This window comes from Chryseobacterium sp. 1B4 (assembly GCF_036631475.1).
In the GTDB taxonomy this organism is placed as follows: Bacteria; Bacteroidota; Bacteroidia; order Flavobacteriales; family Weeksellaceae; genus Chryseobacterium.
In genome coordinates this window covers 963,661-985,963 of record NZ_JAPNUF010000007.1, presented here as the reverse complement: position 1 = coordinate 985,963, position 22,303 = coordinate 963,661, and the positions used below count along the sequence as shown (strand labels likewise).

At 36.6% G+C, this 22,303-nt stretch carries 22 protein-coding genes; 13 read left to right on the top strand and 9 right to left on the bottom strand.

The genetic code is table 11. The annotated features are described in order from the left end of the window. The first annotated feature begins 133 nt into the window (after positions 1 to 133). The 7 genes from OWR28_RS14540 (at position 134) to OWR28_RS14510 (ending at position 7,552) form a co-directional block, all read left to right on the top strand. Positions 134 to 1,285, top strand: a complete 1,152-nt coding sequence (locus tag OWR28_RS14540; protein ID WP_332387201.1) for a phage baseplate assembly protein V — start codon at positions 134 to 136, stop codon at positions 1,283 to 1,285. A gap of 51 nt (positions 1,286 to 1,336) precedes the next feature. Then, positions 1,337 to 1,993 carry a DUF4280 domain-containing protein gene (locus tag OWR28_RS14535; RefSeq protein ID WP_332387200.1) on the top strand — a complete coding sequence of 219 codons (657 nt, stop codon included), beginning with the start codon at positions 1,337 to 1,339 and terminating at the stop codon, positions 1,991 to 1,993. A gap of 585 nt (positions 1,994 to 2,578) precedes the next feature. Then, positions 2,579 to 2,908, top strand: a complete 330-nt coding sequence (locus OWR28_RS14530; protein WP_332387199.1) for a hypothetical protein — start codon at positions 2,579 to 2,581, stop codon at positions 2,906 to 2,908. Positions 2,909 to 2,947: 39 nt separating this feature from the next. Then, positions 2,948 to 3,241: a hypothetical protein gene (locus OWR28_RS14525; protein WP_332387198.1), complete on the top strand. Its 294-nt coding sequence runs from the start codon at positions 2,948 to 2,950 to the stop codon at positions 3,239 to 3,241. Between the two features lie 487 nt (positions 3,242 to 3,728). Beyond that, the gene (locus OWR28_RS14520) at positions 3,729 to 4,976 is read left to right on the top strand and encodes an FISUMP domain-containing protein (protein WP_332387197.1); all 1,248 of its coding nucleotides are present in this window, start codon (positions 3,729 to 3,731) and stop codon (positions 4,974 to 4,976) included. A gap of 1,503 nt (positions 4,977 to 6,479) precedes the next feature. Beyond that, positions 6,480 to 7,001: a DUF3667 domain-containing protein gene (locus tag OWR28_RS14515; protein WP_332387196.1), complete on the top strand. Its 522-nt coding sequence runs from the start codon at positions 6,480 to 6,482 to the stop codon at positions 6,999 to 7,001. Further along, complete coding sequence (locus OWR28_RS14510; RefSeq protein ID WP_332387195.1) at positions 6,998 to 7,552, top strand: hypothetical protein; 555 nt, start codon at positions 6,998 to 7,000, stop codon at positions 7,550 to 7,552. The genes OWR28_RS14515 and OWR28_RS14510 overlap by 4 nt, the downstream gene beginning before the upstream one ends. 546 nt (positions 7,553 to 8,098) lie before the next feature. Here the strand turns inward: OWR28_RS14510 and OWR28_RS14505 are convergent. Together OWR28_RS14505 and OWR28_RS14500 are read right to left on the bottom strand one after the other, a co-directional pair. Further along, positions 8,099 to 9,379: an FISUMP domain-containing protein gene (locus OWR28_RS14505; RefSeq protein WP_494168457.1), complete on the bottom strand. Its 1,281-nt coding sequence runs from the start codon at positions 9,377 to 9,379 to the stop codon at positions 8,099 to 8,101. A 1,243-nt stretch (positions 9,380 to 10,622) separates the two neighbouring features. Continuing rightward, positions 10,623 to 11,024, bottom strand: a complete 402-nt coding sequence (locus OWR28_RS14500; RefSeq protein ID WP_332387193.1) for a helix-turn-helix domain-containing protein — start codon at positions 11,022 to 11,024, stop codon at positions 10,623 to 10,625. Between the two features lie 82 nt (positions 11,025 to 11,106). Between OWR28_RS14500 and OWR28_RS14495 the strand changes: the two genes are divergently transcribed. The 6 genes from OWR28_RS14495 to OWR28_RS14470 all read left to right on the top strand — a co-directional run bounded on the left by OWR28_RS14495 (position 11,107) and on the right by OWR28_RS14470 (position 15,884). Further along, a complete protein-coding gene (locus OWR28_RS14495; protein ID WP_332387192.1) occupies positions 11,107 to 11,412 on the top strand; it encodes an NmrA family NAD(P)-binding protein in 306 nt (101 codons plus the stop codon). After that, positions 11,406 to 12,002, top strand: coding sequence for a hypothetical protein (locus OWR28_RS14490; protein WP_332387191.1), 597 nt, complete (start codon positions 11,406 to 11,408; stop codon positions 12,000 to 12,002). Before OWR28_RS14495 ends, OWR28_RS14490 begins: the two co-directional genes overlap by 7 nt. Then, positions 11,999 to 12,880 (top strand): alpha/beta fold hydrolase, encoded by an 882-nt coding sequence (locus tag OWR28_RS14485; RefSeq protein WP_332387190.1) that lies wholly within the window; start codon positions 11,999 to 12,001, stop codon positions 12,878 to 12,880. Before OWR28_RS14490 ends, OWR28_RS14485 begins: the two co-directional genes overlap by 4 nt. Positions 12,881 to 13,106: 226 nt before the next feature. Then, positions 13,107 to 13,616 (top strand): GNAT family N-acetyltransferase, encoded by a 510-nt coding sequence (locus tag OWR28_RS14480; RefSeq protein WP_332387189.1) that lies wholly within the window; start codon positions 13,107 to 13,109, stop codon positions 13,614 to 13,616. 390 nt (positions 13,617 to 14,006) lie between these two features. Continuing rightward, on the top strand, positions 14,007 to 14,843 hold the full coding sequence (locus OWR28_RS14475) for an SDR family NAD(P)-dependent oxidoreductase (protein WP_332387188.1): 837 nt from the start codon (positions 14,007 to 14,009) through the stop codon (positions 14,841 to 14,843). A gap of 90 nt (positions 14,844 to 14,933) precedes the next feature. Further along, positions 14,934 to 15,884: a helix-turn-helix transcriptional regulator gene (locus OWR28_RS14470; protein ID WP_332387187.1), complete on the top strand. Its 951-nt coding sequence runs from the start codon at positions 14,934 to 14,936 to the stop codon at positions 15,882 to 15,884. 920 nt (positions 15,885 to 16,804) lie between these two features. On the opposite strand, the gene OWR28_RS14465 is transcribed toward OWR28_RS14470, so the two are convergent. From OWR28_RS14465 to OWR28_RS14435, 7 genes are all read right to left on the bottom strand, one after another. Then, positions 16,805 to 17,305: a hypothetical protein gene (locus tag OWR28_RS14465; RefSeq protein WP_332387186.1), complete on the bottom strand. Its 501-nt coding sequence runs from the start codon at positions 17,303 to 17,305 to the stop codon at positions 16,805 to 16,807. 595 nt (positions 17,306 to 17,900) lie between these two features. Then, positions 17,901 to 18,950 carry a hypothetical protein gene (locus OWR28_RS14460; RefSeq protein ID WP_332387185.1) on the bottom strand — a complete coding sequence of 350 codons (1,050 nt, stop codon included), beginning with the start codon at positions 18,948 to 18,950 and terminating at the stop codon, positions 17,901 to 17,903. 282 nt (positions 18,951 to 19,232) lie between these two features. Then, positions 19,233 to 19,559 carry a hypothetical protein gene (locus OWR28_RS14455; protein ID WP_332387184.1) on the bottom strand — a complete coding sequence of 109 codons (327 nt, stop codon included), beginning with the start codon at positions 19,557 to 19,559 and terminating at the stop codon, positions 19,233 to 19,235. 43 nt (positions 19,560 to 19,602) lie between these two features. Then, a complete protein-coding gene (locus OWR28_RS14450; protein WP_332387183.1) occupies positions 19,603 to 20,628 on the bottom strand; it encodes a hypothetical protein in 1,026 nt (341 codons plus the stop codon). Beyond that, on the bottom strand, positions 20,621 to 21,229 hold the full coding sequence (locus tag OWR28_RS14445; RefSeq protein WP_332387182.1) for a hypothetical protein: 609 nt from the start codon (positions 21,227 to 21,229) through the stop codon (positions 20,621 to 20,623). Before OWR28_RS14445 ends, OWR28_RS14450 begins: the two co-directional genes overlap by 8 nt. Before the next feature lie 4 nt (positions 21,230 to 21,233). Next, the gene (locus tag OWR28_RS14440; RefSeq protein ID WP_332387181.1) at positions 21,234 to 21,422 is read right to left on the bottom strand and encodes a hypothetical protein; all 189 of its coding nucleotides are present in this window, start codon (positions 21,420 to 21,422) and stop codon (positions 21,234 to 21,236) included. An 82-nt stretch (positions 21,423 to 21,504) separates the two neighbouring features. After that, positions 21,505 to 22,029, bottom strand: a complete 525-nt coding sequence (locus OWR28_RS14435) for a hypothetical protein (protein ID WP_332387180.1) — start codon at positions 22,027 to 22,029, stop codon at positions 21,505 to 21,507. Between the last annotated feature and the right edge of the window lie 274 nt (positions 22,030 to 22,303).

The following is a 22,303-nucleotide window of genomic DNA, read 5'->3' as shown; positions in this document are numbered from 1 at the left end:
ACAAAGAACTGAAGGAAGCGGTAAAAAAGAAAAGGAATCCCGTGAAAACCTTGTTTCGGTACGTGGGAAAAGCAAGGATCCGTCAGTCCAGATTGGTGGTAAGGTCCAGTTGGTTGATATTAATGGTAAAGCTATGGAGACCTATCGTATAACGGATATTACCCATTATCATGACGGAAATATTTATTATAATGAATTTAAAGGTATTCCGGATCTCTACACAGCTCCGTATTTGGATGGTGAGGCTGTTCCTGTGGGAGAACAGCAGTCTGCGAGGGTAGTGGATAACAATGATCCACTGGGAGCTGGGAGAGTCAGAGTACAGTTTCCCTGGCAGGAAAAGAAAGGTAGTGTATCTCCATGGCTCAGGATGGTTCAGCCTAACGGAGGAAGTGGAAAAGGTTTTCATTTTATTCCGGAGAATGGTGAAGAAGTAGCAGTTGGGTTTGAAAGTGATAATGCGGAAAAGCCTTATGTAATGGGAAGCCAGTATAACGGAGCCGAAAAGAGTGGTTATTCGACTGAAGATAATACGAACAAAGTTATCCAAACCCGCAGCGGATCACGTGTTTTATTCAATGACAAAGATGGGAGTGTTACCATCAATGATCCCGCTAATAATTCTGTTGTATTTGACGGAATGGGAAACGTTACGATAACGGCTCTCAACAGTATTACTTTAAGTGCAGGTCAGGAAATCATCTTAACTGCGGGTGCTAAAATAAGTCTGGCTACGGTTAATATGGAACAGAGCATTTCAGATAGTATAGATACAACGGCCAAACAAATAAGTTCTGTTGTTGATGAAAAAATTGAAATATCAGCTAAAGAGATCACTACCGAAGCTTCAGACGGAATAAAAATGAAAACCAAATCCTTGGCTCTCCATGCGGAAGAAAAACTGACGATGCATTCTGATAAAGAGGCGGTGGTTAATGCACAGTCTCAGGTGGGAATCAGGGGAGGTAAGATCAACATGGATAATAAACCGGAGGGTACCTCCAAGCAAGCTAAGAAATCTGAAACCTCAGGTAAGGAAAATGAAAAGTCCAAAACTGCTGCTAAAGCGTCATGCGCTGCGGCTAAAAGTGTTTTGAATGATAAAGCCATTAAAGAGCTCAAAGATGATACAAAAGCTGTTATGGACCGATTGATTTCTATGGGTAATTTAATAATTGCTGCTGAAAATGCACGTCCGAAAACTTCGATTCAAAAAACAACATCAACGACCAATGGAGATACTGTTGAGACAATCACTGAAACGATAACTAAAACTAAAAATTAATAAGGGGCCTTATTTCACCCTGCGATATCAGAATCACTTAAATTTAAAAGTATGTCACAAATAATCACAGAAAATGCTTCTCTGTCCTGTGATAAGGGAGTTGCTCCTTCACAACTGAAGGTTACAAGTAATGTCTTTTACAAAGCAGATAATAAACTTATTGCCACGGAACAGGATAAGATGGCGGCAGTCAATATTTCCACGTTTGGAATATGTTCTGTTACCAGAATTGCCTGTGTTCCTGCGATTACTAAATGGGACAATACAGCTGAGGAAACCTGTATCAATACTTATAATGTTCTTACTGAAAAAAGTACTTGTGCATGTGCTATGGGAGGGCTTATAACAGTCAAAGATAAAGGCCATAGTGAACAGCATGCTGTTAGGGGAGTGAATGGCAAGTCTCCAGGTAGTGGAAAAGAAGATAAAAAGCCCGAAAAACAGATAAGTGATACTTCATCCTCATCAACCAGTAAGTCTTTAGCCCCCGCGGCTAAGACCGTTTTAGATGATAAAACCGTTAAAGAACTAAAGCAAGGCGCTAAAGATTTCTTCGACACAGCTATTGCATTGGGGAATTTATTGATTCGTATTGAAAATGTACGTCCAAAAACACAAAAGCAAACCTTAACTCAGACGACCACTCAAAACTCAGCAGGAGAAACAGTTACTGAAATTCATTCCATAACCGAAACCGGGTATGAATAATCTTTTGTGTCATTATTGTAATGAGATAAGGTAATCTTGTTCAGGACATCAAATTCGTTCAAAAAGAGTATTTTTTCATGAGTTATAAGAGGATTACTATGAGTTACATCTCATACAATTATATCAATCTCTCCATGAAAATCATTTACCTATGATAAACTCTCGGCTAAGTTCAGAAGAGTTTTATACTTTTTTGACACTACTATTCTGAGACTGACAGTGCAAAGATATTAGACGAATCTTTTATTGATATATTTATAACCCAGATTAATGCTATAGATTATTTTATAAGATTCTTTATTGTTGTGTTCGTTAAAAAACTACATTCTGCTAGTGATAATACGATAAAGTGTGAATCGAATTATCAATGCAATAAAATTAAATTTGTATTAATTCTTAAGGACCATAGTAGTGGTGGAGTATTATGATAATGATCATGGAATTTCAAAATTTATTACAATATAATACATAAGTTCAGGACTATGATGTTAATCAAGAGGAATTATCCTAATGCATTATATATTATAATTAAAGAACTTACGGGTTATATAAAAGGTTATAATTAACAATTTAAAACAGTAATATATGAGAAAAATGTATTTATTACCAATGATGTTCTTTGGCATTGTATCTTATGGGCAGGTAGGAATTATTAGTATTATTCCTAAATCCACACTGGATGTTGTAAGTAAAACATCAGACGGAACTGCTTCAGAGGGTTTTATTGTACCACGTATAACAGGTAATACTCTTAAAGCCGCAGAAATAACTGGAGTATATTCAGATGATCAGGATGCCACACTAGTGTATGTTACATCGGCTCCAGATCCGGAAAACCGTACTGGGCAAGTAGAAGGAATGGATGCTCGTAGATTTTACTATTTTGATGCGGCAGCAACCGTTGGGTCAAGATGATTTCCAGCGGTACCAGTATGCTGCTTTAACCCAGCTGGTATGTTCTGCCTCAACAACTATCGGAGTTTTGGAGGCTTGGAGGCGACAAGTCCTGCTTCCGGTGTCAGTGTTGCTATACCTTATAATGGTGGAAATGGAGGTGTTTATTCAGGTTTGAGTATTCCATCTGTTGGTATACTCAATCTTAATGCTGAACTTGCCTCTGGAACGCTTAATAACGGCAATGGAACCTTGATTTTTAATATTACAGGAACTCTACTCCTTCTGCAGCTGGTACAGCGACCTTTAATATTGATTTGGGGGATGAGACCTATGGTTTCAGTATTCCAGTAGAGCCAAATATCAACTTTGCTGATGTGGTAGATGTATTTATTAATGGCCAGACCCGTCAGATGATCACTCGAAATCTGGGAGCAGATCCAACCAAGGATCCAGATAGGCACATGGGCAACTACAACTACAGGTGGTGCCACCAACTTCAGCGTAGCCAAAGTATTTGTAAATAATGGAAAGACCTTATATTTTCCTGGCGGCGGGCAACGTCACTATAGTGCAGAAGATTTGCGTAACCGTGCTGTTACAGGTTCTTACTGGAGCAGTACAGAAACTGGCTCAGGAAATGGATATAGCTTGACTTTTCTTGATGGTTCAGTAAACCCCGAAAATAATAATACAAATAGAAACAACGGTTTTTTAGTACGTTGTATTTCACAGTAGATGAACTTATGTAATTTAATATAAAATGAATATTTGTAATCAATAACATCTTAAATTAAATTATCATTAAATATTTAACACATGAAAAAAGTATTTATTATCAATGTTTCTGTTTAGTATATTGTCTTACGGACAAGTGGGGATTAATAATAATAATCCTAGATCGACTTTGGATGTAGCAAGCAAAACGACAGATGGAAGTACATCAGAGGGATTTATTCTTCCTCGTATCAACGGCAATACTTTGAAAGCTGCTGATACAGCTGGAGTATATGGAGAAGAGGAAAATGCCACCTTAGTCTTTGTTACAATACCTCCGGATCCGGTTAATCGTACGGGACAAGTAGAGGGAATGGATGTGCCTGGTTTTTATTATTTTGATGCTGGGAGTAATCGTTGGGTCAAGATCATATCCAGTGGAACCACCACCGCATATGTTACTCAGCTTCTATGTTCAGGATCTTCAGATGTTGGTATACTTCAAGATGGGCAGCTTGCTGCAGGAGTAAATACAACTATTCCTTATAATGGAGGCAATGGGGGGATTTATTCCGGTATTAGTATCAACTCAATCAACGTAACTGGGTTAACTGCTGTTCTTGCTTCTGGAACTTTAAATAATGGTAATGGGTCGTTAATATTTAACATTATTGGATCTCCTTCTGGAGCTGGCACTGCTACTTTCAATCTTGACTTTGCTGGAGAATCCTGCAGTTTTAGTAGAATCGTGCAACCTTCTAGTAATTTTCCGGATGTAGTACCCGTGATTATTAATGGAGAGACGAGACAGATGAAAACTCATAATTTAGGAGCTGATAGTGGTCAAGATCCTAATACCCCTTCTCAATCTATTATTGGAAATTATTATCAATGGGGTAAAAATCCAGTTGCTACTGCATATACTAATGCTAACTCTATTTCAGGATGGAATACTTCAGCCGGTCCCAATAAGGCTTGGAATAGTGGAAATGAGGCATCTCCTGTAAAAACAGTTAATGACCCTTGCCCTGATGGTTTTAGAATTCCCACTCGGAATGAATGGGTAGGGTTTGCCAATGAAAGTACTGCAAATAGTATAGGCACTTGGGCTACAACAACGACGAACGGACCATCTAATTATAGTGCTGCAAAAGTTTTTACTAATAATGGCAGTACATTGACATTTCCAACTGCTGGAAATCGACAGTATCTTACTGGTTCATTAGAAAGACGAGCATATAATGGTCTTTATTGGAGCACTACGGAAAGCAGTACAAATGCATACGATTTTAATTTTACTAATACTGCTGTTATTCCAACACAAACTAATGATCGTAAAAATGGTTTTTCTATTCGTTGTATTTCGCAGTAAGCTTATCTAAACATTAGAAAAGTACTTTATGCTGTAGCTTTTGAGCTTAAAGCAAACTACTTGGATTTCCTGTATTAGGAGTAGAAACTATTAAATCTGTCTATGTAATTAATCTACCTTTACATTCGCTACTTTATATGAACTGTGCTTGTATTGGCTTATAATATGTGGTAGTTGATAATTTACAAAATTTTAAATATTTGTATTGTATATAATGTATTATATGAATTCCTTAAGAAATTCAAAAATGGTAATTACAAGTTTCATAAATGGATAAAAAAATAAGCTGATTCTATAGTCAGCTTATTTTTTTATTTGGAATAGTTGTAAAGAACATTAAATATATAATTATGAATATTGACAGAACAGAATTTTTGCCATGGATGGTGAAAATAATGCCTGCTTTGATATCCACTATGAGAAAATGCATATGAAACACAATCAGTTCACTCACGTATTAATGTTGAATATTAATCGGTAACCAGGATGTGCTTCAAGTGCTTAAGTGTAGTTCACGGACCTTGTAAATATACTGATTTTATAAAAAGCTTCCTTACGATATCCTGAGCGGAAAACTAAAATATAAGCCGTCAGAGTCTACCAGTTGGTAGGAGAAGCACTTATAATTTTCTTTTATGGTTTGACTCACTTAAAGTTGCTACATTTCTTTTTTAGCTCTTGGTGCGGACTAAAAGGAAAATATCATAATCGGTAAAAGATAGTTTTATTGTTTTAGTAGTTTAATTAACAGAGTGATATAATAAATATCTTGCCACATGTATTCTGACTTTTTATATTTTATATCAAGCAAATTCTATTGAACAATATAGGATGGGAAGCAAATAATTCCGAAACATAATCCTTATCACACTGGAATTTAGTCTGGATATAATTTTAAATAAAAGCCGGACGGTTAGAGCAGCCGGAATTCTCACTGAAGTAGGTACGTACTAATGCTGCTGGTGATTTTCCTGCAGATTATACAGTGCGAGTAGAAATAGAGGTGAGTTTTAATAGTTCCGACCCAGACAATATTGTGGCAATAGGTACTGGTCTGTGTCTTTCAGGTTACACATAATAGAATACTGCCAACATTAAACCAGTAAAGCTAAATCTGAGTTTTTAAGAATATGTATAATAAGTAGTAATTATTGTATTGGCATCAAATGTAAAACTACAGTATTATGCTCACAATTTTAAAATACATTGTCTATGTTTACAATATTATACGAGAACGGGTGGATAGCTCAAAAAATTCAAACAATGTATACTCCGATATTTTATATGTCAAGCAATTAAGGATATGGATAAACTTTTTCCTTTTGTAACGCTTAGCACTTTATTTAAAGGCTTCTTAAGCCCTATTTATATAAATTATGTAAGGTCTTATACTATTAAGATTACAATTATGTTAATGGCTCTAATTTAATATACAGTGAATTGGTCGCCTAGCTGAATCTTAAAATTATATATAAATATTAAAGCTAATATTATCGAATAGTTATGGAACATGGAAAACTAAGGAACGATAAAACTTGCCTGAACTGCGGATACCAAGTAGCAAAGAGGTTTTGCTCCCATTGCGGACAAGAAAATATTGAAAACAGACCGTCCTTTCATTTTCTATTTACTCATTTTATTGAGGATTTCACACATTATGATGGGCAGCTCTGGAAAACTATACTGTATCTTTTTACCCGTCCAGGTGTACTTACGGAGGACTATCTGTCAGGTAAAAGACAGTTGTATGTAGCTCCTGTTAAATTATATATATTTATCAGTTTCATTACATTCTTTCTTTCCAACATTCTGCCGCGTGCCAAGGATCAGGCACCCTCCTCCAGACATAATACAGTACAAATAAACGTAGAAAAAGAGAAAGAGCTCTCCATAGGTATTGCAACACACTTTTGTGGTAGAGATTCAATAATCGCTCACAAAGAAGCTGATAGTTTAATAAAAAATGTTGAAGAAAAAGTGATTTTTTTGACCGTGCATCTGATACAAAAGAAGCCCCTGTTATGAACGCTTACTCAATCAATCAGTATGATTCAATTCTGGCTAAAGATAACACTGGAGTATATATCATCATGAGACCTGTTTCAAAAAAAGTATTCGAATTAATGCAGGAAGGCTTTACCCAACGTCAGATATGGAAAAGGTATAAAGAAAACTTTGTTTATACAATTCCCAAAGCACTCTTTATTTATCTTCCTATATTCGCATTCTTTTTATGGTTGTTTCATAACAAGAAAAAATGGTTGTACTTTGATCATGGTATTTTTACCCTTCACTATTTCTCGTTTCTGCTACTAGTTGTATTGATACTTCTTACAGGAGAAAGAATTAGCAGTTTTTTACCGGAAAACAATTTATTGACCCTATTGTATGCTATAGTATGTCTTGCACTAGGCTTTTATGTGACAGCTTATTTATTTATAGCACACCACAGGGTATATAAAACAAGAAAAAGAACAAGCATATTGAATGGTTCTCTACTGTTTATTATTAATCATATCGGATTGATTATGATGCTTCTGATACTGATATACCTCAGCTTTCTTACGCTTCATTAGTTCTTAGATAAGAAAACATATAAAAAAGATCAGAATATGTAAAAACCTACTTTGATTTAATTAAAAGTCTTCAATGTTGCCTTGCCACAAACCATATTTAATTTTTTTACTTACATTATGAATGGAAAACTACATCACCTAATTTATTAAAAAGCCTAACAAATTGTTTGACCTTAAAAAACATATTTTAAATAATTCTGAAATTGTATTTCGTATTATTTTATTATGTGACGAAAAAATACGATTAATTGAAAATACAGTGTAAAAAAATGCCTATGTATAAGCGTGAGTGGTACAGCGTTAACTGTAGTACTAGTGAAGGTCATACTATAAGCATTGGTGCTTTGCGGTATTTTTGAAAATTACATCAATTACCAGAAACAAAAATCCTGCAAAAGTAATGATTTACAGGATTTACTATTTTTTAATACTCTTTGAAAGCTTTCGTCATCATATCTTGCGGAGGAACCCATTGATACAAAATCCACAGTGACTTATTGAAGATTCATGGTCTTTGAATATACTAGAGGTAACCTTCTGGACAATCTATTCTGATATACATCTAACTGAAAAGCCACTCGAACGATAGAAGCTGTTTGTGGGATCAACAGAATTACTATAGAATTTAAGGTAGTATGCGTTTGTACCGTTCTCTGTACTACTCCAATAATTGCCGATATTGGCTCGGTATTCAAGAGCTCCTGTGATGTCGTAGCGTGCACCGGCAGTGGGGAAGGTTAGGGTACTACCGTTATTCACAAAGATCTTGGCAGCATTATATTTAGTGGCACCGTCGTTTTGTCCTGTAGCCCAAGGGGTGCCGATAATACTGGTGGTACTGTTAGTATTAAAACTCACCCATTCATTTCGGGTAAGCACCCTGAAGCCTTGAGGACAAGGGTCGTTGGTAGTTTTGACAGGCACTGCCTCTGTTCCTGAGTTCCATGCTTTATTAGCAGCTGCCGCGGTACTCCACCCAGATATAGCCGGTGCGGAAGTATAAGCTGTAGCAACTGGATTTTTCTTTCCCCACTGGTAATAGTTCCCTATAATAGCTTGGTTAGGCACATCTGGATCCTGAGTTTGGTCAGCTCCGAGATTATGAGTCATCATCTGTCTAGTTACTCCGTCAATTACGACAGGTAGTGTTTCCTGGAAAGAAGAAGCAGGTTGTACAGGAATGGAGAACCCGCAATCCTGTCCACCAACAGAAAGGTCAAATATAGCAGTTCCCGCCGCCGTCGGGGTCCCTGTAATGTTGAAAGTTAGTGTTCCGGCACCGTTGTTTAGAGTTCCTGATGGAAGATCTGCAAAAATACCTGTAATGGTTCCAGTTGCTGGAATGTGTAAAGCTGAGTAAGTTCCTCCGTTTCCGTTATTATAAGGGACTGTAACGGTTACACCTACAGCAAGTTCTGTAGCTTCGAGTACTCCTGAATTGGTGGATGAAGAACAAAGTAGCTGTCCAATTTGTGCAGTACTAGTTCCACTGGTTGTCATTTTGACCCACCTGTTAGATCCAGCGTCGAAATAGTAGAACCCTCTGCTATCCATTCCTTCTACTTGTCCTGTTCTATTCCCTGGATCCGGAGGCGCTGTTACAAATACTAGCATTGCATCCTGATCATCACCGTATACCGCTGCAGTTTCCGCCGCGTGTAGTGCATTTCCGGAAATACGAGGAATAAGTACGCCTTCAGAAGTAGATCCATCTGTTGTCTTGCTTGTTACATCTAAAGTTCCTTTTGGAGTCACGCTATTGACTCCGACTTGTCCGAAGGATAAGACACCAATAAGGGAAATTGGCAATAAATATAGTTTTTTCATCTGTTTATTATTTTTTGTTAATAATTAATAAATTGTGCATACTTTTTAATACTATTCTTGTTTCCGTAGAGTAATTTTTAAAAGATTTTCTTCAAAAATACTTCTATATCGCTTATTGACTGACAAGTATATTATCATATTATTACTAATGATATATAGTTTTATTGCTACCAAAAAGTAGTACTTCATAAATAATAAGCACAGCTATCAATTGTATTAAAAACTTAAAATCAAGTTCAAAAACATTTTGAAAGAAAAATACTTGGAACTTGATGATGAAGCAAAGCAAGATATTTATGACCGTGCTTGGTAAGAAGACCCGTTCGTATTTTACACTAATGAGCGAATTTCGTTAAATCTTTAGTTAATCCATCGCCATTTACTGAAGTTGCTATATCGTTTCGTACATATCTTAAACCTCTGCTTTTTACTACGCTAAGAATCTGTTCGTTTATAGCTGTTGAACCTCCGTGTACTGTTACTGTATTTAAAATAACTTGTACTCCTAAACTTTGACAGTAATCGATCATTTCGTTAAGTCATGTATTCTGGTACATTTTCATCTCCTGAAAGGAATAAATTGCATGAGTTCATATTTCATCTTTTATTGAACATTATATTTATATAAGCACGTCAAATATGATTATATATGTAACAATTATGTTTTTATTAATTAAAAAGATTTTAGATTTTGCTATGTTATTGTAATGCATCTGTAAATTGGTTATTTTATGTTGCTTAGAAAACTCAAAAGGGGTATTAGGAGTTCGATAGGACTCCCTTTCTCGCTTAAGAGACGTTAATTTTTAACGTCTCTTTTTTATTTTCTTATGTATTGATTATCAGTGTGTTAATTGTTTTGGCGTAAGGTGAAAAAGTGTTCGGGGTTTTAAACAAAAAGATAATTTGCCTTTGGAATTTTTGTATTATCCATTATTTCTTGTTCAATATTCCTTTTAACCAATCAATCTCACAGTTCAAGATTAGATGAATCAGTGGACAGGATCTTTAATAATGCGACGGTATAGCCGAAATATCAAAAACAGGGTAAATCCCTGAATTCCGGCATGTCTTTTACAATGGATAATTACTATGACGACCAGGTCATCCAGCTTCTGAATTCTGAATGCCGAAACTTATGAGGGCGGCAAGGCTTACGTACAGCGAGGTTTTATCATGAGAAAATTTTCAGAAATGGGATTATTTTGCAGTATGTTAAACAATGGATAGCTGCCTGATACACTTATTCCTTTGCTGGAAAATCTTTCATCTGTTTGCTGAATTGCGCTTGATAAGATTCTCCGTGCTGAATAGCCCAAATAGCCATTTCCCGTAACATAGGATATAGGTCTTTCCCTGTCTGCGACAGCTCATAGGTAACATGCGGTGGAACGACAGGTTTTGACTTTCGAATCACCAGCCCATCGTTTTCCAACTGTTTTAACTGCTGGATCAATACCTTTTCCGTTATCGTATCAATGGACCGTTTCAGCTCACTGTACCTTTTAGTACCCGTTAAAAGATTGAATAAAATAATCGGTTTCCAATAACCACCTATTTTTTCCATAACAAATGTTACAGGACACGCTATGTGTGCGTTTTCCTTATTTTCCTGTATAACTGAAGTTTTCTTAATTGCTGTCATTTTATACCTACCATGGGGTTAGTACTTGTACAAAAGTAAGTATAAATCTAGATTTGTACAATAATATTAAACCATTAGTAATATGAAAATTACAGTTACAGGATCACTAGGAAACATCAGTAGAATTCTGACAGAAAAATTAGTTAGTAACGGACATCAGGTAGCCGTTATCAGTTCAAGACAAGAGAATACAGCAGCTATAAATGCTTTAGGTGCTGAAGCGCTTATTGGGAGGTTGAACGATGAGAAATTTATTCATAATGCATTCAAAAATGCAGATGCTGTATATACAATGATTCCGCCGAGCTATGGAACCGCAGAAGAAATAAAAAAGTTGGATCGATATATGTCAGGGCAATTACGGGCAATAAAGTTCCTTACGTGGTAAATTTAAGTGGGATAGGGGCGCATCTTTCCGATGGTCCAGGACCGGCAGGAGCCAATTATCATAACGAAAAGGCATTTAATTCAATTGATGACACCCATGTTTTACATCTAAGACCTGGATTGTTTTATTCTAACTTTTATGGAGCTGCCGATATGATCCGTTATCAGCATATGATCGGAAATAATTTTGATGAGAACATTAGACTGGCTCTTTCCCATCCAGCTGATATCGCATACGCAGCATTTAAAGCAATGCATTACCAAGATTTTAGTGGAAAAGACAGTGTGTATGTAGTAAGTGCTGAAATCACGGGAAAGGAGATTGCAGAAACCCTGGGTAAAGCTGCAAATATTCCGGATCTGAAATGGGTAGAATTTCCGGATGAGGTACTGTTTGAAAACCTCTTAAAACAGGGGATGACCGCAGAAATGGCTAAAACCTATATTATAGATATGGGGATAGCTTTGAGGAACGGAACATTACTGCAAACATATTTTAATGAAGGTAACGGTGCAATGGAAGGTGCTGTAAGCTTTGAAAAGTTTGCAGAAGATTTTGCAGAAATATTAAATAACAAGTATTCAATATGAAAAATAAAGAAAATACCGATTGGCTGGACCGGAAGGAATATCCCTTTAAGTCTCATTTTATTGAAACGAAGTCCGGGAAAATCCATTATATCGATGAGGGTGAAGGGGAAGTATTGGTGTTTGTGCATGGTAATCCAAACTGGTCTTTCGGTTATCGTGAACTGATCAAACATTTTAGCAAAACACATCGGTGTATTGCTATTGATCATATCGGATTTGGCCTTTCGGACAAGCCCTATGATGTTTCTTATCTTCCTAAGTTCCATGCTGAAAATTTGGAATTGGTGATTATAACACTGCAGCTCCATGATATCACGCTGGTACTCCATGACTGGGGAGGGCCGATAGGGATATCCTATGCAGAGAATAATCCGGATCATGTTAAAAGACTCATTGTTTTTAACAGCTGGTTCTGGTCAGTCAAAGAGGATAAGACCTTACGTACTTTTAGTAGATTTATGGGCTCAGCATTGGGTAGAAACCTCTGTAAATACTTCAATTTCTTTCCTCGGGTACTTATGAAAGTGGATAGGGGCGATAAAAAGAACTATTCCAAAGCCACACATCAGCATTATATAAAACCTTTTCCTCATGCCAGGACACGAAAGGGAACCTGGGTATTTCCCCGGTCTTTCCTTGCAGAAGACCAGTGGTTGACACAGCTATGGGATAACAGAAAAAGTTTCACTGGGCTTCCGGTGCTACTGTTGTGGGGACTTAAAGACAAGGCTTTCCCACAGCCATTTCTCTCCAGATGGGAAAACGCGTTTCCTCAGAGTACCTCTATCAAATTTGAGTACAGCGGTCATAATTCACCGGAAGAAATCGGGCGTGAAGCCATTACATTTGTACAGGACTTTTTAGAAAAGAATACTTAGGTATATAGCCAAATGACTGAAAACACAGAAGACCATCATTCGTCTTTGCTGGTATTACTGATGAAGATACATTCAAATAAAAGAATCTAAGTTAGGGATATTTCTGCTGCAGATTCCTACGGCCTTAGATATGGGTGTCCTTTACCAGTTTCAATGTATGATAACAGCTGGTATGAACTAATTTATGTATTTTTAAGACCTTATAAAATTCAAACTATTCTTATTTATGTACTATAAAAACGATGATATCATTATACGGGAATTTATTTATCCGGAACTTAATTTATTCTTGGACCTCTTTAAAAGTGAAAATGTTACCCGCTATCTTCCATACAAATCTCCTGAGGAGCTTAAAGAAATGTTTGAGAAAGCATTGGTAGATTATAAACAGGGACCCCTTAGCAGATGGGGTATATTTGACGCTGAGAATGGTGATTTTGTGGGGGTATGTCTTGCCAGGGTGTTCTCTGAAAACACTGACTGGATAGAAATAGGATATATGCTCCTGGAAAACCATTGGGGAAAAGGAATCGGAACCCAGGTGAGCAGGGCGCTTGTTGGTTATTGTTATGCAGCTGAACCCCATAAAAATATTGTCGCTTTAACTGACCTGGATAATATTGGTTCTCAAAAAGTACTTCTTAATAGCGGGTTTGAGAGGGCAGAAAATTTGGTTCGGGATAACAAAGAGCTTGCTTACTTTATATTTGGAAGAAGACCATATGCAACCGAATAACGTTGGCAGACCTTTTCTATGATTTGGTCAATATAATTTTTAGAAAAGTTCATTTGCTGTATTAATTTTAAAATATTTGTTTACCCAGTATTTGCCGGAGCGCCATGATAATATCAGTTGTCTATTTTTTCTAAAGCATGACAACTGTTTCGGCCTCTTTATAACTTTTATTTTCATTGCTCCCGGTAATAATATTGTTAAAAAAGGGATTTTTCGTTTCTGATACTGTTGTTCCCGATAATTGTGAATAGCATATTCTACTATTTGTTTTTTATAATAATTTGGCTTTAAGAGTTCGCTTTCTTCATTTTGGTTAGGAAAATCCTCATTTTAGCAACGTAGGGATGTCTATTTAGAACCAAATTTGCCTTAATATTAATACAATTAAAAATGGAAAATAGACAGAAAGAAAAAGTTTGGTTTGTTACAGGATCTTCAAGAGGTTTTGGAAAAATATGGACAGAAGCCGCTTTGAAACGTGGAGACAAAGTCGCTGCTACAGCGCGTAATATCAATAGTATTGCCGCATTAAAAGAAACGTATGGCGATCAGGTCTTGATTCTTGAAGTGGATGTAACCAATGCCTCACAAGTGCAAAACGCTGTTAACAAGGCCAACGAATATTTTGGAAGATTAGATATTGTGTTTAATAATGCCGGATATTCTTTGGTAGGAACCATCGAAGAGAGCAGCACCGATGAGGTGAAAGCCATGTACGAAACCAATATTATAGGGCCTATTCATGTGATTCAGGCAGCCTTACCTATACTGCGGGCCCAGGGTCATGGTCATATTTTGGGGACATCCAGCGCCGTTGGTATTTATAGTAATCCTCTTATTGGGTATTATTGTTCTTCAAAATTTGCTTTTGAAGCTATTTACGATAGTTTATCTAAAGAGGTTGCAGCATTTGGCATCAAAGTAACGCTGATTGAACCGGGGGCATATCGTACTGAATTTGGCAGTGCTGAATCGCTAAAAATAGCCAGCAAAAAATTAGCGGATTATGATGATTTGAAAAGCAGTTTAATGGAAAATTTACAAAAGCTGGAACGAGGAAATCCTATAGCCACTCCCGAAGCTATATTTGCTGTTGTAGATGCTGAAAACCCACCACTAAGATTACTATTGGGTAAAAATGATTTGCCACATATTCAACAAATCTATGCTGAACGCATTCAGGAATGGGAAGCTTGGAAAACTATTTCAGAAGCGGCCCAAGGTTAATCATCTATGGTGTTCTGACATGCTTTTATTCGCTTTTCTTTTGTAGGGAAAAGCGAATATTGCTTAATTTGTAATCTAGAATTTTATAACATGGTTTCAAAAAAATCGAATCATTCCGTAAAAAGATTTAATACGCTGGCTGACGTAATGGAGGCATCTGGTTTTCCGCCCCCGAAGCACCCTTTAATCGTTTTGTTAAACGGCGTAGACAAGCCACTTAAAGGTCGTGCACCTAGTAAATCGCACGTATTGAATTATTATAAAATAGCTTTTAAACCAGATGCCGGAGGAGAGTTAATGTATGGTCAGACTAAATTTGATTTTAAAGAGGGCGGTTTGTTTTTTGTTGCTCCTCAGCAAATCCTCTCTTCAATAGAAAAGAATGATAAAGAAGAAATTGCGGAACAAAAAATACTCAGTCCGCAGATCACACTGCTTATAGATCCTGATTTTTTACTACAATATCCATTGGCACAAAAGATCCATCAGTACCACTTTTTTTCATATGCTGCCAATGAAGCGTTGCACCTTTCGGCCAAAGAAAAAGAAACCATTATGTCGCTATTCAGAAATATTGAAGATGAGCTTGAAAATCGTATAGACGACATGAGTCATAATGTGATCATCTCCCAGATTGAACTGTTATTAAATTATTCACAACGGTTTTATAACAGGCAATTTTTGACCAGAAAACAGAACTATCCGAGTATTGCCGAGCGCATTGATCATTTATTGGAGGATTATTTTAATAGCGATAAGGTGCTAAGCGAGGGAGTTCCTACCGTCAATTATCTGGCTGACAAGCTGCATATGTCACCGAGTTATTTAAGTGATCTATTGCGAAACCTTACAGGTCAAAACACCCAGCAACTTATTCACGATAAAATGATTTATCGGGCAAAGAATATGTTATCTACCACAGATCTTAGTATTTCTGAAATTGCCTTTGAATTAGGTTTTGAACAGCCTCAATCCTTTAGCAGATTGTTTAAACTAAAAACCCAAAAAAGTCCTCAACAATATAGAGCTCAGTTCAATTAATTTTTATAGCTGCTTAAACTTTCAGCACAATTTTCCGCTGCGAATTTGCGTAAGAATTTTTGAGTAACCAATATAACAAATCCATTATACAATTAGACCTTTAGCTCAAAATCATTTTTTTGAATGCAGTGGCTAACTTGTATAGGAAATTGAAGATCATAATGGGGTCATTTTCGTTAATAAATATCCATTTTTTCTCAGAATTTTTATCGCTTGAGTAGCAGATGCCATCCGTCCAGAATCCTTTTTGTTAGGTATATAATTCACCTTTATACTCTACGTCAAACACTCGTTATTGGTTGTTTATATATTTGTTGTTCAGTATTTTGCTTTGTGAAGCGTCTTTGATGTAAGTCTTTTTTTAACGATAGGGTCTATATTTGCAGTCATCCAATCCGGATGGAAAGAAATCAGGTCAGCCTGTTTTTTCAGGTTACGATTCTTCCCTTTTAATAGAGATGATCATTAATTGAATATAAATTTTACGGTAGTGTAATTATACTTATCTAATCAAAAGATTACAAATACTCAAAAAGAATATAAATGTGTTTCTTTCATTTACCCTAAAGGTATTTTTCAGTTTTGTTTTGCCTGAAATCCTTGCCTCTACTTTTATTTTAAATGAATGGCATATTGTGTACTTTAAGTATACTTCATTTTTCTTCAATGTATTTGGAATCAGATTGTAGATTGAAGTTTTTTTGACCTATAGATTTTGAATGGTAATGCTATTAAATTCGAAGTAGGTACTATATGATAATCCACTGAATAAATTGATGTTACGGGCAATCCCAACCGTAGGAAGATCACATAAAATTAGCTTATGACCAGATTGGAACGGTTGGTTATGTTTCTGAGTTATACAGTTCGGTAAAACGCAGAGCACTACAATAGCAGAGTTCTCAAAAAGCCTGCTTCTTTTAGTTCCCAAATTTCTTGACATGTACTCTTTTCTCTGATACTTTAATGGTAAACGGCTCAAGATTTATTAGTTTTCCTGCCTGAACGGTAACATTCTGATTTATTTTTTCACAGTATGTATTCGCGGGTAACGAGCTTTCCACGAGCTGTATAGTGTAAGTACCGGATCGGAGGAAAGAACCGAACTCACCGCTGTCATCAGTAACAACGCGCTGTAATAATTGATCCCCATCATAAATATTGAAAATAATTCCTGCCGTTTTAGATTCGAATTCCAGTGCTTTTTTAGAATCAAATTCATAATTGATTTTTCCCAGTATTGTTCCGTTCTGATGCAGCGGAACCTGAAGGAAATAGCTGTGTTTTTTCACTTCAAATTCAGAATCCTGGTAATACCATCCTTGCTGGATCACCTGTTTCAGCATATACTTGCCATATGGAATTGCCTTGTAAGCAATCTTACCTTCACTATTTGTTTTGAAAGAAACATTATTGATCATAATGATGTAATCTTCAGCAATTTGGTCTCCTTCATCATAAATATTGTTATGGTTATTGTCATAATAAACAAAGGCTGATATTTCTCCTTTTTTACTGGCATCCAGCCTGTTGGGCTGTAAATTGAAGGTTACGCCTGCTTCAACAGTGAAGAGGTTATTGCTGAAGTTGGTGGAAGAGTAATTATACCACGATGAGTTAAGGAAGACTCCGTATCTTTCTTTTGCATATTTCAGGTTAACAAACCCTGAAGGAGACTTACCATATAAAATATCATCAGTATAGGATAATCCCGAAGTGACAGTAAGCTTTTCACTCAGGAGATTTTTGTTGATAAAAGCAGAGACTGAAAACTTTTATAAATAATGTCTTTACTGAAGATTCTTGATGAGGCAAATTCAGAGAGGTAATAGCTGCCATATTGATATATCCCGTTTATATTGAACCATTTATAACTATAGTTTCCTGTAGCTTTCATCTGAAACTGAGCATTATCAGACGAAGGATATTGTACGGATCCCGTTTCCAGCGCCAGTAATGAAGAATGCTTTTTATTGTTGCTCGCCCAGGTTATATTTTGGGTGATTCTGAGTGCTTTCAGCTTCTGATTTCCTGATTTCCTGAAGTATCCAGAAAATTATTATACGTATTGGAGCTTTCCTCCTGGTATTGGGCACCTGCTGAAAATCCGAAATTCTTCCTTTTCGCAAAGTTGATTCCGATATCTCCTCTTGTCGTATATGATTTGATATCATAATTGTAGGAATAGAATTTTGGCGAAAAATTAGAGATCATTACATTCGCATATAAGGAATGGTTTTTAAAAACGCTGGTTGAGAAATTCTGCTGTATTTGTACTATTCCTCTTCTGTTTCCGGGATAATAATCACTGCTGTAGAAATAGTTTCCGTTCAGATTGATTTTATTGATATTTCCGGAATACTGTGATTCTAAAGCCAGGGATGGCTGGGTGAGATGTGTATTTTCATAAAAGCTCAGTCCGCTGTATACCTTGGAATTCATTTTCCAGGACTTATTGAAAGAATACTGAATATCCGTACCTAATACATGATGATTGGCCTTTTCATAAGGATCATTTTTGAAAATATAGGTCGCAGAAAAGTTTTTCGAAGCATTCTGGGCCCCGGTAATTCCTCTGGCATAAAATCCATATCCGTATTTCAGAAAAGAATTTCTTTCAATGAGGCTGAAGCTCTGATCAACAAAACCTACTTCTATTTTCTTATCTTTATCAGAAGAAGTATATGCATATTCTGCCCCTCTTCCGAATAGTGAAACTTCCATAAGTTTACTGATATTCCCCAAAGTAAATTCACTTTTTTCCCTGCGATAAGTCAGGTAAGTATTGCTCACCACGGGATCGCTTTGGTTGTTCAGGGTATAGATATTACCACGGATAAACATATAACCTGAGGGAAGATTAAAGCCACCCGATCCGATAAGCTGATACATATCTGTATTGTTACCAACACGTCTGTAACTTGCTGTTATGGTATTTTTACTGTAATTTGAAAACAGGTCGAATTCAGCGTCCTGATAACGCTGTGTAGAAGAAACATTTTGTACGGACACGGAAGTATTCCCGAAGATTTCTTTGTCCGGTTCTCTGAAGCCGGCAATATTCACCGTAAACTGGGAGCTTCTGAGCAGGTTGCCTGAAGGAACAAACCGAAAAACAAATACGGAATCTTTCTGTACATTGATCGTTCCCTTTTTTCAATAAACAGATTTTCTGGGTCGCTTCCGGAATCTTAAATACGATGGTCACATTCTGTTTTTTATTCCCTAAGTTGGAAACTCTTGCCCGGACTTCCAGAGAATCCTTATAAGTTCCCATGTAGACAACAGGATTTTCAGCGGTTATCCGCATGTTGTTATTCTCTGTCACTGCGTAAGACAGACTTTTCTTTACAATCTGATGGTTTTTTCATCAGTAATGGTGAAGACCAGATCCGCTTTACCTGAAAGTATTGTAGCGCTTTTCAGTATTTTTATGGGAATAAAAAGTTGCTGGCCGGGATTCAGTTCAATTTCAGGATTACTGTCAGAAATAGTTCTGAAACCAGTGGGTGTGTTTACTTCAACCCTGCCTTTAAAATGTTTGCTTTCATTGTTTTTCAAAACAAGCAGTACATCTATAATGTTCGGATTAGCTGAATTCTGTTCATTGCGGATTTCCATGCTGATACCTGCATCAGCCTGAGCTGAAGCCCAAATGGAAAACGGGATCAACAAAAAATATTATTTTCCTGAACAGCTTGTTGTGAAGCATTATAAATTATTGTGGCGTAATCTCGAATTGAATGGTTGTAGTGTAATCTTCTGATCTGGCATTGATGAATCTTTCATCATTAGGTTTGGTAGAATACCGCATGTCATAATAAACATCAGAATTTTGCGTGGAACCACCGTTAGCAATAAGCTGTGGTGCTGTACTCAGCAAAATAGTATTTACAGTTCCCATGTTGCCTGAAACCGGTATCAGATTAAGTTGTACAGAATCAAGAGGAAGAAAATTGCCGGAAGAAGCACTGAACTGGTTCTGAAGCGATTTTACTTTGATCTGATAATTCGTATTGCTTTTTACAGTAAGTGCATTAGCGTAAGTGACACTGGCCCCGTTTGCGTAATCCTGCATATTTTTAAATTCCAGAATACCATTCACTGCAGAAGCTCCGAACTTCATAGACAGCTCCGGAATATCTGTAGGGGTACCAGAAAGCGAGCCAATCTGAAACTGAAAATTATGATCCACGGTACCAAGAATATTATTGTACTGATCATAGGCTGTAAACTGTAACGGAGCTATAAAAGTGATCCATGCAGGATATGCTCCCAGGTATGATCCTCCTGCCAGGTTGATGCTGTATTTGATCTGGAGGCTGTAATAACCATTGGGCTGAGCCGGCTGATTAAACAACGCCGCATTTGATTGCGGAATCAGGAATACCTCTTGTCCTTCCTTCAGGATTACATTAAGCGGCATGCCAATTTGCGGAATAGTGGGAACAGGGTTGGGGTAAGCTTTTCCTGACGATGAAACCGGTTGAAACGAAATTTTATTAGCTGGTAATATGTAATTCCCGTTGTTTGATGTGATAGGCTGTTTCAATCGTACAGAAACTCTCCAGTTGGGTATATTGATATTGCCATTTCCTGCTAAAGTAAGATTGTATGCATCAGGATTGGTATTGCCGTTATAGGAATTAATCTGCAGATAACCGTTTACCCATGAGCTGTATGAAACCTGTGAGAAACAGCTTACCGAGATCAGAAATAGGAGAAGACATAATATTTTATTCATAGGTAAAATTCAGTTCTGCCAACTCCAGATTATTGTTGTCACCATAATCAATCATTACCGATGCGGTATATTTTCCCTTCGAAAGTGTTGCAGGAAGGGGAATATTCACTTCTCTTTTATTTCCCGGCATGGTATAAAAAATAATCTGGTCAAGTGATATTTTATTACCGTTTTCTGTATTGATAAGCTCTGTCTGTATTTTTCCGTCTGCCCAGATATTCCCCTGATTTTCAAATAAAACAGTAAGGTCTTTTTTTGACTGAGCTAAAGCAAGGTCCTGGATTTCAATTTTTTTGGTTGCTTTGGCCGTCAACTTATGAAAAAGTTTAATTCCTGAACGGATGCTTACTTTGATATTGGCTCCTTTATTGTCCACATCATTCACGGGATTCATCTGGCTGACATACAGAACGGCAGTATGAGCCAACAGCTGATCCGTTAATGCATTGGGTGGAGTGATGGTTACATCAATGTCTTTTCTTTCCCCGGGGCCTAAGGTAAAATAAGTGTCTTCATTTTTTATGGTTACCAGCTTGCGCAGGATGTCGGCAGCGTATTGGCAGGGGACATTTTGTTTTCTCCTGTTCCGTTGTATTCCCAATCTCCTAAACTGACAGCCATATCAAGGGAGTTTTTGCGCTTACATTGGTTACCGTTACTTTTTGGGTGGTACTTTTTCCTGCGTCAGATTCGAAATAAAGTCTTGGAGGAGATACAGATACCCCTGTCTGAGCTTTAGTACTGGTGCACAAAAGTAATAAAGAAAATAAAATGATGATGTAGGAACGGCTCATTATTATAATTTGCTGTTAAAGTACAGATAAAGTGCTACAATCTGTAACACTTTATCCATATAATTTTATAATATTTAAATACTTATTGTGAAATAATAGTATACGTTAGCTCTGTTGTATAAACAGTAGGATCCTGACCTGCAATGTAATTGTCAAGATAAGCATTTGCGCCGGCACCTTTGTATTCAATGTTGATTTTTTTGTCTACACCGCCATTTGCAGATGTTACCAATGTTGCTTCAGTAGCTGAAAGCTGTACGTTTTGTGCATACTGAGCTCCGTTTACTCCATCAGTTCCTGCACTGGCTTTAATCTGAATGGTATTAGCCTGGATATTCTTGGCACCGCTTTGTAAAGCTGCATTGGCACTTTTTACCTTAACCTGGAAGCCGCCGGTACTATAAATGCTTAAATGGTCAGCATTTACGGAAGATACTCCGTTTGCATAGTCATCTTTGGTTTTATAGTCTAAGTTAACAACCTTTTGAGCAGGGTTAACGATAAGGGTTTGAATAGGCTTTAATCTGACATTTAAAGTTACGGTTTGTTGAGCTTTTAATGCGACAAAACCAAATAGCAACGTGGAAGCTACAATATATTTCTTCATAAAATAACAGGAGTTTTTATTAGTGTATTCTTGTTTTTTTTCAGGTGCAAATTTAGACAGAGCTACCGGTACTCATTTTGTGAAAAAGTACTAAAGATTTGTAAATTTGGTTTTGGAAAAAAACTTGATAATAAAGAGTATTTTATAAAGAAATATGATGATTTCAGTTAATTAAAAATTGAAAAAACTGTTGATATTGTTAAACGAATATTATATGATTATGAATTTACTAAAAATAAATCATCAAAAATTAAAAATAATATTCAATGCATGG

What these genes read in the sequence shown, in the direction of transcription:
- OWR28_RS14505 (WP_494168457.1), bottom strand. Translation starts at nt 9,379, where the DNA reads ATGAAAAAACTATATTTATTGCCAATTTCCCTTATTGGTGTCTTATCC.
- OWR28_RS14435 (WP_332387180.1), bottom strand. Translation starts at nt 22,029, where the DNA reads ATGAAGAAATATATTGTAGCTTCCACGTTGCTATTTGGTTTTGTCGCA.
- OWR28_RS14495 (WP_332387192.1), top strand. Translation starts at nt 11,107, where the DNA reads ATGAAAATTACAGTTACAGGATCACTAGGAAACATCAGTAGAATTCTG.
- OWR28_RS14530 (WP_332387199.1), top strand. Translation starts at nt 2,579, where the DNA reads ATGAGAAAAATGTATTTATTACCAATGATGTTCTTTGGCATTGTATCT.
- OWR28_RS14485 (WP_332387190.1), top strand. Translation starts at nt 11,999, where the DNA reads ATGAAAAATAAAGAAAATACCGATTGGCTGGACCGGAAGGAATATCCC.
- OWR28_RS14465 (WP_332387186.1), bottom strand. Translation starts at nt 17,305, where the DNA reads ATGATCAATAATGTTTCTTTCAAAACAAATAGTGAAGGTAAGATTGCT.
- OWR28_RS14535 (WP_332387200.1), top strand. Translation starts at nt 1,337, where the DNA reads ATGTCACAAATAATCACAGAAAATGCTTCTCTGTCCTGTGATAAGGGA.
- OWR28_RS14520 (WP_332387197.1), top strand. Translation starts at nt 3,729, where the DNA reads ATGTTTCTGTTTAGTATATTGTCTTACGGACAAGTGGGGATTAATAAT.
- OWR28_RS14480 (WP_332387189.1), top strand. Translation starts at nt 13,107, where the DNA reads ATGTACTATAAAAACGATGATATCATTATACGGGAATTTATTTATCCG.
- OWR28_RS14525 (WP_332387198.1), top strand. Translation starts at nt 2,948, where the DNA reads ATGTTCTGCCTCAACAACTATCGGAGTTTTGGAGGCTTGGAGGCGACA.
- OWR28_RS14500 (WP_332387193.1), bottom strand. Translation starts at nt 11,024, where the DNA reads ATGACAGCAATTAAGAAAACTTCAGTTATACAGGAAAATAAGGAAAAC.
- OWR28_RS14470 (WP_332387187.1), top strand. Translation starts at nt 14,934, where the DNA reads ATGGTTTCAAAAAAATCGAATCATTCCGTAAAAAGATTTAATACGCTG.
- OWR28_RS14540 (WP_332387201.1), top strand. Translation starts at nt 134, where the DNA reads ATGGAGACCTATCGTATAACGGATATTACCCATTATCATGACGGAAAT.
- OWR28_RS14450 (WP_332387183.1), bottom strand. Translation starts at nt 20,628, where the DNA reads ATGAATAAAATATTATGTCTTCTCCTATTTCTGATCTCGGTAAGCTGT.
- OWR28_RS14515 (WP_332387196.1), top strand. Translation starts at nt 6,480, where the DNA reads ATGGAACATGGAAAACTAAGGAACGATAAAACTTGCCTGAACTGCGGA.
- OWR28_RS14440 (WP_332387181.1), bottom strand. Translation starts at nt 21,422, where the DNA reads ATGAGCCGTTCCTACATCATCATTTTATTTTCTTTATTACTTTTGTGC.
- OWR28_RS14475 (WP_332387188.1), top strand. Translation starts at nt 14,007, where the DNA reads ATGGAAAATAGACAGAAAGAAAAAGTTTGGTTTGTTACAGGATCTTCA.
- OWR28_RS14510 (WP_332387195.1), top strand. Translation starts at nt 6,998, where the DNA reads ATGAACGCTTACTCAATCAATCAGTATGATTCAATTCTGGCTAAAGAT.